Genomic DNA, 16,837 nt, shown 5'->3' with positions numbered 1-16,837 from the left:
CCGGTTCCGGGCATATACGAACAATAGTATCGTGTGTATGCGAGGACAACGAGATGGATACATGTGTGCAACAGAAAAACGCTAAAGATCATTATGCCCAGCATGGAATGTGGGGAGCCTATTCTTCCTTTGTCATCGGACGCGCAAACAATGGGGGCGGTTTTGTGACGGGAGATGTGCAGCCGCCCGGACGGAATGTGTACATGGGCTATAAGCTTGGCAATGAGGAACCTGTGCTGCTGCCATTCGTGACGGAAAGAAACGAGGGCCTGGACAGCACTGCCTACAAGGATGACAGTACCCACGACACTGATGAATCCACCCCGAAGCAAATGCGCATGCGCAGGTTCACGACATTTCCCATGGAGCAGGTCGAAAGAACCACCACTTTAGGCGGTGAGACATGGCATGCAGGTATCCTGACAGTCTCCATCCGTTCTTTTTTCGGGCCAGTGCCAGATCCTGCCACGACATCCATGGAGGACTTTCGTCTTTCCGCTTGTCCGGCTTTGCTGGTGGAGTTTTGTCTGGACAATACAGATGGACAAGATGAGGCAGTGGGGTATTTCGGTTTGCAGGGCATCCGCAGACCGCTTTCCGATGCGACTGATGGACGTCTGTCCGGGATGGCAGCGGGCGTGAAATATGGTTTCGCCACTTTTCCAGAAGATAATGTCGTTGAAATCATGGACTGGAAATCCGTTGATGCTGCTTTCAATGAAAGCCTTCAGCTCAGGCGGCTTGCGCGGGAAGGAGGGCTCAGATTCCATGTCCCTCCGGGGGTAAAACGGACATTCACCATTGCTCTTGGCGTCTATGAGGATGGCGTAGTGACCACAGGATTGCCGATGCGCAGATATTATACCGCTCTTTTCAAAGACCTTGAGGAAGTTCTTGAATTTGCGCTTGAAAATAAGATACAGATGCTTGCCCGTTCAGTCGCCATGGATGAGTTGCTTGATTCTTCCCCTTTGACCGAGATGCAGAAAATCATCGTTGCGGCCTCGACGCATGCATATTGTGCCAATACCGAGCTGCTTCTTGATGACACGGGAGCACCGGTATTCGTTGTCAATGAAGGCGAGTACCAGATGATGAACACGCTCGATCTTACCGTTGACCAGGCATTCTATGAGCTGATTTTCTCTCCGTGGACCGTGCGCAATGAGCTGGACTTTCTCCAGCGACAGTCGCTGTACAGGGATGCGTATGGCATTGCGTTCTCCCATGACCAGGGGGGAGCTGACTGCTTCACTCCCCAGGGAAGGTCCGTTTATGAACTGTCCGGTCTTGTCGATTGTTTCAGCTACATGAGCTATGAGGAAACTCTCAACTGGATGCTGACGGCTTGTCTCTATTCCTATAACGCCAATGACACCGTATGGGCGGCGGACAATAAGAAGGTTCTGATACTCGCCATGGATTCCTTGATTGCACGGGATGCAAATGGAGATGGCATCATGGACGTGGACAGCGATCTCTGTGAAGGTGGCGCGGAAATCACGACCTATGACTCCCTTGATATAAGTCTGGGTCAGGCGCGTAACAATCTTTATCTTGCAGTGAAAGCCTGGGGCGCGTTCGTCAGCATTTCATCATTTTTTGAACGTGCCGGGGACAAGGAAAATTCCCTACGGGCGCAGGATGCCGCCAAGAAGATTTCACGGACGGTCAGCGCATGTTTCATCGAGGATGAGAAGTTCATTCCAGCTGTTTTCGAGGGAGGCAACCGATCGCGTATCATACCGGCAGTCGAAGGCATGATTTACCCATTCTTTACCGGGGCGTCTCCCGTTGTCCTTCCTGACGGGCCATACGGGGAATTTATCAGTCTCCTGAGAACCCATCTGCTAACCGTCCTGAAACCTGGCATCTGTCTGGATTCCATCAGCGGAGGATGGAAGCTTTCATCTACAAGTCGCAATACATGGTTGAGCAAGATTTTCCTCAATCAGTTTATTGCGGAACAGATACTGGAACTGCCCCAGGAGCTGATTCGCCGGGACGAGCATCATTGGAAATGGCAGTTCACAGGAAGCGCAGGCACCGGTATGACCGACCAAGTGGATTCTTCCACAGGCAGGGATATGGGCTCACGTTTCTATCCACGTTTGGTGACATCAATCCTGTGGTTGGTCCCGTGTGGTTTGTTTACAGGTCTCAAGATGCCGAAGCATCATGAAAGATAGGAGTGAAGGACAGGAAACAGGGAGAATTTTTCCTGAAACAAAGTGAAATTTTCATAGAGGAGGACTTTTATGAAGAAAAAAGTGGTTTTTTTCGTATGCTTGCTGCTGATGGCTTGCATCAGTATCCAAGTGTTTGCGGGTGGATCTGCTGAGAAAAGCGCGGCTCCAGGAAAACAGGTGATCAATCTGTGGAGTTTTACTGATGAAGTTCCCAAGATGCTGGACAAGTACCTTGCGCTTCATCCTGAGTTCCCGTATGAGATTAAAACAACGATTATCGCCACGACGGACGGTGCCTACCAGCCGGCCTTGGACATGGCTTTGACCGGCGGCAGCGCCGATGCTCCCGATATCTATACGGCTGAGGCTGCTTTCGTGTTGAAGTATACGAAAGGTGATGCGGCTCACTTGGCGGCCTCTTACAAGGATCTCGGCATTGATGTTGACCGCCTGCTGAAAGAATCCGATATCGCCCAATATACTGTCGATATCGGCACTAATCCAAATGGACAACTAGTGGCTTTGGGCTATCAGGCGACAGGCGGTGCATTCATCTATCGTCGTTCCATAGCGAAAGCAGTCTGGGGTACGGATGATCCGTCCGTAATCAAGACAAAGGTCGGCCCAGGTTGGGATCAGTTCCTCAAAGCTGCCGCGGAACTCAAGGCAAAGGGTTATGGTATTGTATCTGGAGATGGTGATGTCTGGCACGCGGTTGAGAACAGTTCAGAGAAAGGCTGGATTGTCGATGGCAAGCTGTACATCGATCCTCTGCGCGAGCAGTTCCTTGATATCTCCAAGGCTCTTAAGGACAATGGCTGGCACAGTGATTCCCAAGACTGGACGGACGCATGGTTCGCGGACATGAAGGACGCTGGACAACAGAAGGTTCTGGGCTTCTTCGGCCCGGCATGGCTGATTAACTATGTGATGGCCGGTAACTCCGGTGGTTCGAAGCCTGGTGAAGGGACGTATGGGGATTGGGCGGTATGTGAGCCTCCTGTCGGATTCTTCTGGGGTGGTACGTGGATTCTTGCCAATAAGAACAGCAAGGTCAAGGACGCGGTCGGGGACATCATAGAATGGATCACTCTTGACAGCTCCAATACCGGTCTCCAGTATTACTGGGCAACCGGCACTCTCGCAGGACCTGGCGGAACCAAGGATACGGTTGCTTCCGGTACTGTGATGAAGAAGGCTGACGGCGCACTCCCGTTCCTGGGCGGTCAGAACATGTTTGATGTATTTATTCCCGCAGGGACATTCGCCACAGGCAAGAACCTGACGCAATATGATGAGACAATCAACAATTACTGGCGTGGACAGGTCCGTGAATATACCGCGGGCAACAAGAGTCGCGCCAAGGCGATTGCAGACTTCAAGCAGCAGGTCGCGGACAATCTTGACATCATAGTCAACTAGTACGTCCGCATGGAGGGACAGAACATGCCGTCGGTATGAGCGACGGCATGGCTTCTGTATACCGGGAGGTGAGGGCCATGAGGCAAAAAGGCATCAATTATGCAAAGTATGGTTATTATTTTTCCATCCCATTCGTACTTATATTTCTTCTTTTTTCCCTGTATCCACTTATTTATACTATCATCATCGGCTTCACTGATCTCCGGGGCATAGGCCGGACGGCGTTTTCCTTTCTTGAAGACCCGTTTCAGAATTTCAAGTTGATTCTTGCCAATCCATCTTTCAGGAAATCCTTATCCAACACCTTTCTTATCTGGATTATGAATTTCATTCCACAGATACTGCTTGCGCTTTTGCTCACCGCATGGTTCACAAACAACAGCCTCAAGGTGAGAGGGCAGGGTGCGTTCAAGGTCTTGTTCTATATGCCGAACATCATCACGGCAGCTACGATAGCAATTCTTTTCAATTCCCTGTTCGGTTATCCCAAAGGACCGGTCAATGACCTGCTTATGATGCTGGGACTGAGTGACAGTCCGATATATTTCCTTGTCCAAAAATGGACTGCCCGCGGCATCGTCGGATTCATCCAGTTCTGGATGTGGTACGGTAATACGATGATAATACTCATAGCGGGAGTGCTGGGCATCAATCCCACATTGTTCGAAGCCGCGGAAATCGACGGGGCTTCAGCGCCTCAGATTTTCTTCCGCATAACACTTCCTAACCTGCGCACGATTCTGCTTTATACCTTGGTCACCAGTCTGATCGGGGGCATGCAGATGTTCGATATTCCCAGGCTTTTCCTCCTTGGAGGGCCTGACAACGCAACGCTCACCACAAGTGTCTTCATCTACAATCAGGCTTTCAGTGGAAGTTACCTGTACAACAGAGCCTCCGCTGCCAGCATGATTATGTTCATCCTTATCATGATTCTGTCCGGTATCCTTTTCCTTATAATGAGGGACAAGGATGCAGCCCGGCGCAGGAAGGAGAAGAAGGCCATGATGAGAAGCATGAAAACCATACGGGAGGTTGAGGTATGAGCAAGTCACTAAGAATGTCCCGTATCACGACCAAGACAGTAATATACATTGCCTGCTTCTTCCTGGCAGTGCTAAGCATATTCCCCTTCTGGGTGATGTTCATGAATGCTACGCGAAGCACGTATGAAATACAGCAAAGCTCTGTGGCATTATTGCCTTCCCGGTTTTTTTTCAGCAATCTCAAGATATTGCTCGGCAAAAGTTTCAATCCACTGGTCGGGTTTCTGAATTCATTGACCATCTCCGCCGGAGCTACTTTCTTTTCCGTATATTTCTCATCCCTTACCGCATACGCTCTTGTCGCTTATAGCTGGAAGATGAGGCAGCCGTTCTTTACGGTCATCATGTGTGTGCTGATGATTCCCGCGCAGGTATCGAGCATAGGATTCTATCAGTTCATGTACAGCTTGCGACTGACCAATAATTTCTTGCCTCTGATACTGCCGGCGATAGCTTCACCCGCAATGGTCTTTTTCATGCGTCAGTACCTCATGGGAGCTTTGTCGCTTGACATAGTAAGCTCCGCCAGGATTGACGGGGCGGGCGAGTTCTATATCTTCAACAGGATAGTCCTGCCAATTATGATACCGGCGCTCGCTACCCAGGCAATCTTCTCCTTCGTGGCCAGTTGGAACAATCTTTTCCTTCCATTAATCCTGCTTACGGACAAGACGAAGTACACCATGCCAATCATGGTGAGTCTTCTCAGGGGTGATATCTACAAGACGGAATTTGGCTCGGTGTATCTGGGACTTTCCCTGACGGTACTGCCTTTGTTCATCATTTACTTCCTATTGTCAAAGTACATCATATCCGGTGTTGCACTGGGAGCTTTGAAGGAATGAGCTGAGCGGACGGAGTCTTTGAAAGCGAAGATATGATTATGTTTCCTGGCTTCACTGTGGATGGTGCGGGAATGACAAGGAGAGAGTCTTTATGGAAAAGAGAATGTTCCGGGTTGATGCCTGGAAGATTGCCCGGAGAATTGTTTCCCGGATGACATTAGATGAGAAGATTTCCCAGATAGACTACAGGGCATCGGCCATTCCCCGGCTGGATATCCCGGAATACAATTGGTGGAATGAGGCTCTGCACGGTGTAGCGCGAGCCGGAATAGCGACGGTTTTTCCCCAGGCCATTGGTCTTGCCGCGATGTTTGATTCCGACATGATGGAACGGATAGGAGCTGTCATCTCGACCGAGGGTCGGGCAAAGTACAATGAAGCTGTCCGCCACGGCGACCGGGACATCTACAAGGGGCTTACCTTCTGGTCGCCGAACGTCAATATCTTCCGTGATCCGCGCTGGGGGCGTGGACAGGAAACATACGGGGAGGATCCCTACCTGACAGCGCGTCTCGCCGTCGCGTTCATCCGTGGCATCCAAGGGGACGGAAAGTATTTGAAAGCCGCGGCATGCGCAAAACATTTTGCTGTACATAGCGGGCCGGAGGCTCTCCGTCATGAATTTGATGCCCGCGTTAGCCAGAAGGATCTTCATGAGACATATCTGTCAGCTTTTAAGGCGGCTGTGAAGGAAGCCCAGGTTGAGATTGTCATGGGAGCGTACAACAGGGTCAATGGTGTTCCTGCCTGTGCCAGCCATGAACTGCTCAGTGATATCCTCAGGAGTGAATGGGGTTTTGAGGGCCACGTCGTTTCTGACTATGAGGCTCTTGAAGATATTTTCAAGCATCATCATTATGTCGCTGACGAAGCCCACACCATGGCCGTGGCTCTGAAAGCGGGGTGTAATCTTTGCGCGGGAAAGATTGCCCGACATCTGCGTTCTTCCGTTGACGAAGGGTTGATTAGTGAAGATGAGATAACCGAGGCGGTCGAGAGGCTATTCACGACACGGATCATGATGGGCATGATGGCCGATGACTGTCCATATGATTCCATTGGATATGAAGAAAACGATACTCCTGAACATCATCAGCTTGCTGTTGAAGCGGCCTCCCGTTCTTTTGTCCTGTTGAAAAATGATGGTCTACTGCCTCTTGAGATGGAAAAAATCTCATCAATTGCCGTCATTGGGCCAAATGCGAACAGCAGGAAGATGCTTGAAGGTAACTACAATGGGACGGCATCCCGTTACGTGACTGTCCTTGAGGGAATACAGGATTTGGTGGGTGATTCCGTCCGCGTGTGGTATTCCGAAGGATGCCATTTATACAAGAACTTCCATTCATCGCTGTCAGGTAGGAATGACAGGCTGGCCGAGGCCGTGTCCGCTGCCCAACATGCTGATGTCGTCGTCCTCTGCCTTGGTCTGGATGCAACCTTGGAAGGAGAGGAGGGGGATGTCGAGGTCGGTTTTGGTTCGGGAGACAAGCCAAACCTGTCCTTGCCCGGACGCCAGCAGCTTCTGCTTGATACGATGCTCACGGTTGGCAAGCCAGTCATACTTCTTCTTGCATCAGGGAGTGCGCTTACTCTCGGAGGAAGGGAAAATGATGAAAACCTCAAGGCCATCCTGCAAATTTGGTATCCGGGAGCCATGGGAGGCAAGGCGGTCGCCGATGTCCTGTTCGGCAGACGGGCTCCGGCGGGAAAGTTGCCTGTAACCTTCTATGCGTCGGCTGACGAACTTCCTGCCTTTGAGGATTACAGCATGGCGGGTCGGACATACCGCTACATGAAAGGAAATGCCCTGTATCCGTTCGGATATGGCCTGACGTATTCTCCATGTTCCATTGTCAGTGCGGGGATCTCAGGGAAAACGGCGGATGGCGGCGTGGAGATAACGGTGGATATCCGCAACGATGGCGGGCGGACGACGGAAGAAGTTGTCCAAGTTTATGTCAAGGACATGGATTCTCCGCTGGCGGTCATAAATCATGCTCTCGCAGGCTTCAGGAGAATTACACTTGCGCCAGGAGAAAAAACGTCAAGGACAATTGTCATTGAACCAGAGGCGTTCACGGTCGTGGACGAGGGAGGCAGGAGGATTCCTGGCGGAAGGCGATTCCTGTTCCATGTAGGTTTTTCACAGCCGGATTCCCGTAGCATCGCTCTCTGTGGAATCAAGCCGGTTGAACTGGAATATCTCCGGACGGACTGATGCCTATTGTCGTTGTTCCATGAGTCATGCAGTTGGGCAGTCATGCCCTGTCGTCTTGCTGACAGGTCTTTTGAAAAGTCCTGCAATGAGAGATGCCACGGGGGGGCCTATCCGTTCATAACCATGGGCGTTCAAGTGCAGTCCGTCATCCGAACATGCGGGATTGAGTCCTCCGTTTTCCGTTGACAGGACTGAACCCAGGTCAGAATAATGGACGGATTCATTGTCTTGGCTTTGGGCAAATTCTTCCAGATTCTTGTTTATTGCCGTAATCCTGTCAGTATAGGTCATGCCTGTGCTGCCGGGATTGCGCGGCAACAGGCCAAGGAGCAGCAGCTGCGCGGCAGGCTGTCGTCGCCGGATGACAGTGACAAGGTTCCTGATGCCTTCTCCGATTTCCTCGGTGGTATTCACATCAAGATTATTGGTTCCCACAAGCAGGACGATGACTTGTGGTGACATGCCATCCAGTTCTCCGTGCATGACCCTCCAGAGTATATTCTCTATGGCATCACCTCCTATGCCGAAATTTTCCGGTGTATAGGGGGAAAAGAATCTTTTCCACAGATCTTCATGCTCTTCCCAGCGGCGTGTCAGGGAATCACCAAGAAAGACGGTTTCCGCTTTCTTGTTTTTCAAGGCAAGTATCATGGCGTGTTTTGTGACAAAATGCTCATCGGTTCTCATGACCGGTTCAGTGCAGTCCATTTTCCTGTTCTCCTCACGGCAAGAATCTCAACCAGGCTACATCAATGATACAGCCGGGCAGGAATTCGAGAATTATTGTTTTTCTGCCTCTGATTGTTTCTCCTAAGGGAAAAATCTCCTGTATGTAGCTTTCTGAACCTGAAAGCTCGACCATGGTGGCGTGGCGGCTTTTGCCCTCCCATGTTACCCTGACTGAATTGTGGGGAATCCGTGATTTCCAGCAAAGTTCAAGCTGCATTGCTCCGTCCACGCCAAAGTCCATGTCCTTGAAGACGAGGGACACATTATTCCCTATCTCCTGCACGCACCCGTTTCGGACAACATATGTATCGCCGGAAATACTGTCACATTCACCTGCGTTCAGACGCTGAAAAGCCTTTTCCAGACGAGTGAAGACAAAACCCTTTATGTGTACCTTCTGTCGAAATACCAGACAGAAGGATACAATCCCCGAAAGTCGGCGGGGTAGCTGATAGGTGGTTCTCTGATAGGTGTTCCAGATGGAACCTTTGTCATAGGTGAGGTCGCAAATCTTCATGCCGCCATTCCCAGGCATGTCGTCCCACAAAGAAAACGTGAATGGTTCGGCATCCAGCGGAAATAAGTCCAGGGATATTTCATTAGAGCCATAAGAGCCAAAGTCAAGGTCCGCAAAGACTACGTGACTTTCCCCGTCCCGTGCCGTAGCGATTCCCCGTTCGTTGCCATTGGTCAATGTTCTGTTGCACGTACTGTACAGACCGCCGGAGACATAGGAATAAGGATCCAAAAAGGGTTTCCCCTTACCTGTGATTGTCATTTCCCGCTGCGCATACAAGTCAAGATGTCCTTTTCCGTTTTTTGTCCCGCAGCGGATATATACAGTACCATCGCCTTTTGGAACCACTTCCACGCTCCTTTGGTCATTGGCTACGTGAAATTGCACGAGGGGAGTATCTATTCCTTTTTCATCGGTCACCCGCCAGTGCAGGTCAGTATGTGTTGCGTCAGGTGGATATGTCTGTGCCTCGACATGCCAGCCGTCCTGCACAAGCTCGATTTTTCTCACAGGAATATCCTTGTCGTCGAAGGATGCCTCGATTCTTGGATTGCTCCCCCTTACGATGGCCAGGAGTTTGCCGTTGAACATCCGTCGGCTTGTGGAGCCATAGGGTTCATAGTCGGTAGAATCTCCATTGTCAAGGCCTAGCAGTTCGCCATCTTTCACCAAAACATTGATTCTTCTGTTGGCGTTCTCAACCAAGTTGCCACGGGAATCAAGCGCAGTGATGGTGATAAATGATAATTCTGTTATTTGTAAAGAATTAAGTTTTATAATATGAGCATCCTCAAAGGAGCTTCTTGTTTTTTCAGCGATGATTTCTCCGGAAGATCCATATGCTACGGCTTTCAAGGTTCCCGGACGATACGATATTTTCCATGTCGTAGTGATATCTGTCACGGTCATGTCTGGAGAAAGATTTCTTTTTCCCAGGCTTGTCCCGTCAAGGAACAGCTCGACGGTGGGAGCGTTGGAGCAGACACGTACATCCACCATCTGTCCGGGAGAGAAATCCCAGTATGGCCAGAGATGAATCATGGGTGCTTCCCGCCAGTCTGTCCATGCGGCCTGGAAAATAAAATATGAGTCCTTCGGGAAGCCCGCTGTATCGACATGACCCAAATAGGAGTTCTTCGTGTGATAAGGGGTAGGCTCACCCAGATAGTCCTGTCCTGCCCAGACGAATTGTCCTAAGGAAAACAATGCTTCATCATCAGCCTTGATGCAGGATTCAACGTTTTCCGCGCCCCAGCTTGTACGGCTATTTCCAAGGGCGGAGCATTGTAGGTCATCATCTGCCATGACGGATGCTTCAAGCGGGAAATGGTAGATGCCCCGGCTCTGGACGGTCGAACAGGTCTCGCTGCCGTAAATAATCCAGTCAGGATGCAGGGCATGATGGGCGGCATACAGGTATTCCGCATAGTTGTAACCGATGAGCTTGATGATGTCAGCACATTCCTGTGTGTTTGCCCAAGGCATGTAATTCGAGCACAGGGTCACACGTGCATGCCGCCGGGGATCATGTTGTTCGACCAGGGACATCAAACGCCGCAGGGTTTGTGTTGCGTTCTCAGGATCCTTGTGGGTATCCGGAATTTCATTGCCCAGGCTCCACATAATTACTGACGGATGGTTGCGGTCCCTCCGTATCCATGACGCCACATCTTTCTCTATCCATTCATCAAAATGACGGGCATAGTCATAAGGTGTCTTTGCGTGATGCCAGACGTCGGAGATTTCAGACAGGACCAGGAATCCCATTTCATCGGCAATACTCATGAAGATGGAGGCAGGAGGGTTGTGGGCGGTACGGATTGCGTTGGCTCCCATGGCTTTGAAGATTGCAAGCTGCCTGCGGATGGCGTCAGTATGTACGGCAGCTCCCAAGAGTCCCAAGTCATGATGCAGACATACTCCCCGGAGCTTAAGATGCCGTCCATTGAGGAAAAAGCCTCTATCAGGGGTACATTCAATCGTGCGGAAACCGATGCGGGTATCCACGCTGTCCATGATTTCTCCTGCGACTCGCAAAGTCGAGCGGAGCGTATACAGACGAGGATGGTCGATGTCCCATTCTTCAATGCGGTTACCGCCATCGAGCAAGTCATGGGTGATTTCATAGGGACGGGAGTCAGTGACGACATCGGCAGTGACATCAAATGTCCATTGTCCTTCCGTGAGGAAGGTGGTGACATAGATGCCATCGGAAACAAAGTGGCAAGGATTTTTCACTATCAGGCAGACATCCCGGTAAATACCGGCTCCTGTATACCAGCGGCTGCATGGGGAGTTGTATTCGACTTTCAGAAGGATGGTGTTTCCTGAGAAGTTGAGAGAGTCGGTGATATCGAACTCGAACGCTGTATATCCGTATTTCCAGCATCCGATTTCTTTCCCGTTGACGAACAAGGTGCTTTCACCCATGACTCCGTCAAAACGAAGGAAGACGCGCTGACCATGCAGAAACATGCTGGAATCCAACGTACGGCGGTACCAGCCGATACCCGGCGCGTACAGGTTGGATGGATTTGATATCATCAGAGTCTCGGCTTGCGCCTCTACTCCTCTCCGGAGAGCTTCGCACATCCTCGTGCTGTTCGCTTCGCTAGCAATCAACCAGTCATGTGGCAGACGCACAGCGGAGAAATGCTCGGGAGTGCCCAGCGCGAACTCCCAGCCGCCGTTCAGCAGTTTCTTCATCATGTCACGATTTTTTTTACGCTGGAACGTTCTACCAGCGCGGGAGGCAACAGGACGCTGGAAACCTTGTTCCCGTTGATTTTGCCCAACAGAAGACTTGCGGCAGTTTCTCCAAGCTGCCATGCGGGGTGGATGATACTGGTCAGCCCTGTATGTCGGGCAAGCTCGGAATCGTCGATGCCTATGACCGAAACATCGTCGGGAATACTCTTGTTGTTTTTGCGGAGGACATCCTTGATTTGTACGGCAATCCAATCATTGAAGCATAATACGGCAGTACATTCTGTCAGGATGTCAAGCATCAGGGGGCTATGAAGCGATTGGTTCATGGTTTCGCGGGAATACCAGGTAATGTGGCTTTCCTTCACGGGGATGCCTCGTTCCGTGAGTGCTTTGACATATCCTTGATACCGGAGATGTCCCTGTCTGTTGCTGTAAGGGAATATGCCGGAAATATTCCGGTGTCCCATATCGAGCAGATGGCGTGTCGCGATATATCCGGCTCTTGCGTCATCAAGTGCTACATAGGGAATTGCCAGTTCAGGATAATATGAATCAATGAATACCACAGGAATGCCTCGTTCCATGGCAGTCTGATAAAAATTGAGATTCGTACAGGGGAGGGCACTTCTTGTCGGCTCCACAATCAAGCCATCAAGAGGACGAGCCAGCATGAAACGGAGAGCACTGGCTTCTTTTGACACCGAATTGTCTGTCAATGCCAGCTGTACGGCATAGCCTTTTTTTGTGAAAACTCCTTCTATGCCTTTCATTATATTGGGAAAGATGTAGTTGTCCATGAACGCAAAGACCGTGCCTATGGTATAAGAAGGCGTTTTGTTCCTGTCCGTGCCTTGTCCCGGCAGTGCTACGTTTTCCGTGACATAGGTTCCGCTGCCTTGGATACTTGTGACTTTCCCATTCTGTTCAAGAATTTCCAGCGCACGGCGGACTGTCTGGCGCGAGCATGAAAACTTGCTCCCCAGCTTGGCTTCGGTAAGGAGTTTTTCTCCTGGCTGGAATACTCCGGAGGCAATCTGAATATTTGCCCAGTTCACGATGTCCATGTATTTCAGGGTACTGGCGGCTCCGTTGTCCATATGTATGTCTTCCATCTTGTTTTCAATATATACCGTGGATTGTCATAGAATACAAGCATAAACTAATTTGTAATGACAAATTTCTAAAAATTATGGAAATATTCTCGTCAATGATTTTGAGGTTTTTCATTAAAAAGAAAAAAGTTATATGAATCATCAGAAAAATAATTTTCATTGACATTGTTGGTTTCTTATAAGATTCTTAAAGAAGGTCAATACAATCCACATGATTTGTCTTGTATTGAGAGTATGACTTTTGAAAAGATAGTACAGGTTGTGTGTCGTGACCATCGGACAACGTCATGAGTTCGGAGGAGAAAAGGTGAAAAAGATTCCTATGCCCCACGGACATCACCAGATTGGTGGACGGGGCAGGCGGTTCCGTACATACATGAGCCGTTACTGGACCTTGTATGCGATGCTTGCTCTCCCTCTTGCATATTTTACCATATTCAAATACGTCCCCATGACGTATATCCAGATTGCCTTTAAGAAATACAGTATCGTACTTAGCCCATGGAAGATGTCGCTTGCCGATAATAAAGGGTGGCAGTATTTTATCCAGGCTTTCCAGAACCGGGACTTCCTTTATGCCCTGCGCAATACTGTCATGCTCAACCTGCTGGATTTGGTCATTGGGTTTCCGGCTCCTATCATCTTTGCCCTGATTCTCAATGAAATGCCGTTCAGACGACTCAAACGTTTTACCCAGACAGTGGCATACATGCCTCATTTCCTGTCTTGGATTATCATCGCAGGACTTGCGCTCCAGCTTTTCGCCCCCAATACCGGGCTTGTCAATGTCTGGCTAGGGAAGATTGGGATAGGTCCCATCCCATTCCTCAATGAGTCGAAATCATGGGTAGCCACATACATACTGCTTGGAGTCTGGCAAAGCGTCGGCTGGAACTCAATCATATATCTGGCCGCCATCACAGGCATAAATCCCACCCTGTATGAGGCTGCGGACATAGATGGCGCGGGAAGAATGCAAAAAATACGGTACATCACGATTCCGGGCATCATGAATACCATTGTCGTCCTGTTGATTTTGAATCTGGGCCGCATCCTTGGCAGTGAGTTTGACCGACCATTTGCTTTGCGCAATGCCCTTGTGAACAATGTATCGAACGTCATCTCAACATTTGTCTACTCCGCTGGCATACGAGGTCTTCAATTCTCACTTACCACAGCGGTCGGACTGTTCCAGTCGTTTGTCTGTGTCATTTTCCTATTGCTGTCGGATGCCGCCGCAAAGAGATCCGGCGAACGCGGCATAGTATGAGGAGGGAAGGATGAAGGTTGCATCACGGTCGCACCAGAGAGGAAACATCGTTCTCGTCCTGATATGCGTCCTTACCATATTCCTTTGTCTGTTCCCCATGCTGCACATTGCCGCTCGTTCCCTGAGTTCTTCCACCGCGCTGATACGCAATGAGGTCACATTCTGGCCAAAGGGATGGAATCTGAACGCATACCGGCTGGTTCTTCGGGATTCCCGTTACACAATATCCTTGGTCTGGACGGCGTTCATTACAGTAATCGGTACGTGCCTGTCATTAGTGATGACCACTCTCTGCGCGTATCCTCTCGTCTTTGACAAACTCAAGGGGCGGAAGCTCATCAATACATTCATCATTTTCACGATGTATTTCAACGCGGGAACTATTCCCATGTACCTGTTGCTCAAGGATCTGGGGATGCTGAATAAACCGCTTGTACTGATCATTCCCTATTGCCTGAGCGTTTTCAATATGATTATCATGCGCAGTTTCTTCTATACGATACCGGAGAGCCTGCGGGAATCGGCGGAGATTGATGGCGCTGGCCCAGTGACCGTTTTGGTAAGGATATATCTGCCGCTGTCCATGCCGGTGATAGCCACGCTCGCGCTCTTTTACGCAGTGGGTCGCTGGAATGGATTCTCTGATGCGCTCTTGTTCATGAATGACAGGAGATATTATCCAATCCAGCTTTTGCTCTACAACATCATAAATGCTATTTCATCGATTGAAACGGCCACACAGGAAGGATTCTCTCCACCCGGTCTTGATGAAACCCTCAAGGCCGCGACAATTATGTTCGCTACAGTTCCGATTTTGGTAGTTTATCCTTTCCTACAGAAATATTTCATAACTGGGGTGACTTTAGGGGCAATCAAGGAATGACCTGAAATTAAATTCAGAAAAAAATTGGAGGTTTATCATGAAGAAAAGAGTGGCGATGATTCTCGTAGTCGCTATGGTTGCTATGTTCTTGCCGTTTGCGGTGTTTGCAGCGGGAAGCAGGGAAGCCGCTCCTGTTGCCGCAGCACCGGCTACGGAACTGGATGCCAACGGACGGTTCACTACACCGCGGACAATCACAGTCGAAATATATGACCGTGGCAATGTCGGTGGATCCAAGCCTGAAGACAATTTCTATACTGATTTCATCAAGAAAGGCATGAAGGAAACATACAATGTCGATGTTGTCTTCCGACCGGTTCCCCGCTGGACGGAAGTGGATGTCCTGAACAATCTGTTGGCTGCCGGTGACGCGCCCGACGTTGGCGTGACATACAGCTATCCGACTATCCAGACGTATGCCAACATGGGCGGAGTGGTCGATTTGGCTCCGTACCTTGAAAAGCATAAGGATTTGCTTCCTGATCTCTGGGCACTTCTTGGTGACAAGAACATCTATTACAACAAAGGACCGGAAGATGGACGCCTTTGGGCGATTGAGGCGACAAGAAAACCGAACAACCGCGTCCTGACCTTTGTGCGTGAAGACTGGTTGAAGAAGCTTAATCTTGCTGAACCTACCAATCTCCAGGAGTTCGAGGCCATGTTGCGGGCTTTCAAGGCTAATGCCAGCCTTCTGCTTGGCGCAGATGCAGGGAAGCTCATTCCATTTTCTCTGTCCGTCGATGTTGGTTGGAGGATAGATAACATCGCCAACTCCGTGATACCCAATGCCATCACAGATAAGGACGCATACATTTATGGATATGATGACCGCCGCATGATGTTCCCCAATTACAAGGAAGCCGTGCGTCTTGTCAACAAATGGTATAACGAAGGTCTTGTCTGGAAGGATTTCGCATTATATCCCGAAGGTGACAAGACTGAGGATAATCTGATGAGGGCGGGCTATGTCGGTGCCTTTATCCACAACTGGGATTATCCATACAGGGATGGTGAGAACGGAATCCATGGAGGCATGAAAAACATTGTCGGTCCTGACGCGGCATACATTGCTGTCGATGTCTTCAAGAATGATGCTGGTCTTTACAGGAAATATCTCCCTGATACGATTGACCGCAAGGTATTCCTGCCTTCGACGAATGACGAAGTGCTTGCCTCTCTCCTTTATCTGAACTGGATGAGCAAACTGGAGAACCGCAGGTTCCTACAGATTGGAGAGGCAGGGGTAACCCATGTCGTGGAGCCTAATGGCGCCATCAAAACCATTGCTGTCGCTGGTGATAAGATCATGAACAGCCCGAACAACATCGACTATACGATAGTCCTCAATGGGCTTGACCTGGGAGATGAAACGCTCAACGCTCGTTCCATCGCTTTGGGTTATGGTGGTGTCGATGCACGTTACATTGAGAAAGCCTCGGCGATTCAGTATACCGATACCCGTGTCTTTGAGCATTATAATGTCGGAGAAATCAAGGCTGAGGAAGGAATGGCGACTGTTCTCAAGGAGAAACGCAACAATCTGCTTTCTCAGGCTGTTGTCGCTCCTACCGCGCAGTTCGACAGAATCTGGGATACCGGTTACGCTGATTTCCTGAGGTCCGGAGGACAGGCAATCATCGATGAAAGAGCTGCGAAGTTCGCTAAATTTTATCCATAATCTGGCGTGAAGCAGACACTATGGGTACGGCTATAGTCAGCCGTATGCAGAGGGAATGAAGCTGAAGGCATAATTCCCGGTGGTTTTATGTGACAGGTATGAAAGGAAGCGTGGATGTCGCCTTTGATGGGTGATGGCACGCTTCCATTTCATGTCCCCATGGCCGTAGTCTTTCATGATATTTTCATGGCATTTTCATGATATGCGCGGAGG

Annotated in this window: 11 protein-coding genes; 8 read left to right on the top strand and 3 right to left on the bottom strand. The window is 49.9% G+C overall.

What is annotated here, in order from left to right:
- The first annotated feature begins 53 nt into the window (after positions 1–53).
- The 5 genes from SPICO_RS03700 (at position 54) to SPICO_RS03680 (ending at position 7,723) form a co-directional block, all read left to right on the top strand.
- Positions 54–2,189 carry a glycoside hydrolase family 52 protein gene (locus tag SPICO_RS03700; protein ID WP_013739346.1) on the top strand — a complete coding sequence of 712 codons (2,136 nt, stop codon included), beginning with the start codon at positions 54–56 and terminating at the stop codon, positions 2,187–2,189.
- 69 nt (positions 2,190–2,258) lie between these two features.
- The gene (locus SPICO_RS03695; RefSeq protein ID WP_013739345.1) at positions 2,259–3,611 is read left to right on the top strand and encodes an ABC transporter substrate-binding protein; all 1,353 of its coding nucleotides are present in this window, start codon (positions 2,259–2,261) and stop codon (positions 3,609–3,611) included.
- A 77-nt stretch (positions 3,612–3,688) separates the two neighbouring features.
- Complete coding sequence (locus SPICO_RS03690; RefSeq protein WP_013739344.1) at positions 3,689–4,657, top strand: carbohydrate ABC transporter permease; 969 nt, start codon at positions 3,689–3,691, stop codon at positions 4,655–4,657.
- Positions 4,654–5,502, top strand: coding sequence for a carbohydrate ABC transporter permease (locus SPICO_RS03685; protein WP_013739343.1), 849 nt, complete (start codon positions 4,654–4,656; stop codon positions 5,500–5,502). The genes SPICO_RS03690 and SPICO_RS03685 overlap by 4 nt, the downstream gene beginning before the upstream one ends.
- 91 nt (positions 5,503–5,593) lie before the next feature.
- Positions 5,594–7,723 (top strand): glycoside hydrolase family 3 C-terminal domain-containing protein, encoded by a 2,130-nt coding sequence (locus SPICO_RS03680; RefSeq protein ID WP_013739342.1) that lies wholly within the window; start codon positions 5,594–5,596, stop codon positions 7,721–7,723.
- 24 nt (positions 7,724–7,747) lie between these two features.
- On the opposite strand, the gene SPICO_RS03675 is transcribed toward SPICO_RS03680, so the two are convergent.
- From SPICO_RS03675 to SPICO_RS03665, 3 genes are read right to left on the bottom strand one after another with little or no spacing between them, the layout of a single operon-like run.
- Positions 7,748–8,431: a GDSL-type esterase/lipase family protein gene (locus SPICO_RS03675; protein WP_013739341.1), complete on the bottom strand. Its 684-nt coding sequence runs from the start codon at positions 8,429–8,431 to the stop codon at positions 7,748–7,750.
- Positions 8,432–8,444: 13 nt separating this feature from the next.
- The gene (locus SPICO_RS03670; protein ID WP_013739340.1) at positions 8,445–11,678 is read right to left on the bottom strand and encodes a glycoside hydrolase family 2 TIM barrel-domain containing protein; all 3,234 of its coding nucleotides are present in this window, start codon (positions 11,676–11,678) and stop codon (positions 8,445–8,447) included.
- Positions 11,675–12,790 (bottom strand): GntR family transcriptional regulator, encoded by a 1,116-nt coding sequence (locus SPICO_RS03665; protein ID WP_215904632.1) that lies wholly within the window; start codon positions 12,788–12,790, stop codon positions 11,675–11,677. Before SPICO_RS03665 ends, SPICO_RS03670 begins: the two co-directional genes overlap by 4 nt.
- 307 nt (positions 12,791–13,097) lie before the next feature.
- On the opposite strand from SPICO_RS03665, the gene SPICO_RS03660 reads away from it, so the two are divergent.
- The 3 genes from SPICO_RS03660 to SPICO_RS03650 are packed head-to-tail and all read left to right on the top strand — an operon-like array spanning position 13,098 to position 16,624.
- A complete protein-coding gene (locus tag SPICO_RS03660; RefSeq protein WP_013739338.1) occupies positions 13,098–14,060 on the top strand; it encodes an ABC transporter permease in 963 nt (320 codons plus the stop codon).
- A gap of 10 nt (positions 14,061–14,070) precedes the next feature.
- Positions 14,071–14,943: a carbohydrate ABC transporter permease gene (locus tag SPICO_RS03655; protein WP_013739337.1), complete on the top strand. Its 873-nt coding sequence runs from the start codon at positions 14,071–14,073 to the stop codon at positions 14,941–14,943.
- 37 nt (positions 14,944–14,980) lie between these two features.
- Complete coding sequence (locus SPICO_RS03650; RefSeq protein ID WP_013739336.1) at positions 14,981–16,624, top strand: type 2 periplasmic-binding domain-containing protein; 1,644 nt, start codon at positions 14,981–14,983, stop codon at positions 16,622–16,624.
- Positions 16,625–16,837: the final 213 nt, after the last annotated feature.

This window comes from Parasphaerochaeta coccoides DSM 17374, assembly GCF_000208385.1.
GTDB classification, from domain to species: domain Bacteria; phylum Spirochaetota; class Spirochaetia; order Sphaerochaetales; family Sphaerochaetaceae; genus Parasphaerochaeta; species Parasphaerochaeta coccoides.
This window is presented reverse-complemented; position numbering and strand designations above follow the sequence as displayed.

Excerpts from the sequence above, each read along its gene's own strand:
- SPICO_RS03680 (WP_013739342.1), top strand. The coding sequence starts at position 5,594 with ATGGAAAAGAGAATGTTCCGGGTTGATGCCTGGAAGATTGCCCGGAGA.
- SPICO_RS03650 (WP_013739336.1), top strand. The coding sequence starts at position 14,981 with ATGAAGAAAAGAGTGGCGATGATTCTCGTAGTCGCTATGGTTGCTATG.
- SPICO_RS03670 (WP_013739340.1), bottom strand. The coding sequence starts at position 11,678 with ATGATGAAGAAACTGCTGAACGGCGGCTGGGAGTTCGCGCTGGGCACT.
- SPICO_RS03700 (WP_013739346.1), top strand. The coding sequence starts at position 54 with ATGGATACATGTGTGCAACAGAAAAACGCTAAAGATCATTATGCCCAG.
- SPICO_RS03685 (WP_013739343.1), top strand. The coding sequence starts at position 4,654 with ATGAGCAAGTCACTAAGAATGTCCCGTATCACGACCAAGACAGTAATA.
- SPICO_RS03675 (WP_013739341.1), bottom strand. The coding sequence starts at position 8,431 with ATGGACTGCACTGAACCGGTCATGAGAACCGATGAGCATTTTGTCACA.
- SPICO_RS03665 (WP_215904632.1), bottom strand. The coding sequence starts at position 12,790 with ATGGAAGACATACATATGGACAACGGAGCCGCCAGTACCCTGAAATAC.
- SPICO_RS03695 (WP_013739345.1), top strand. The coding sequence starts at position 2,259 with ATGAAGAAAAAAGTGGTTTTTTTCGTATGCTTGCTGCTGATGGCTTGC.
- SPICO_RS03655 (WP_013739337.1), top strand. The coding sequence starts at position 14,071 with ATGAAGGTTGCATCACGGTCGCACCAGAGAGGAAACATCGTTCTCGTC.
- SPICO_RS03690 (WP_013739344.1), top strand. The coding sequence starts at position 3,689 with ATGAGGCAAAAAGGCATCAATTATGCAAAGTATGGTTATTATTTTTCC.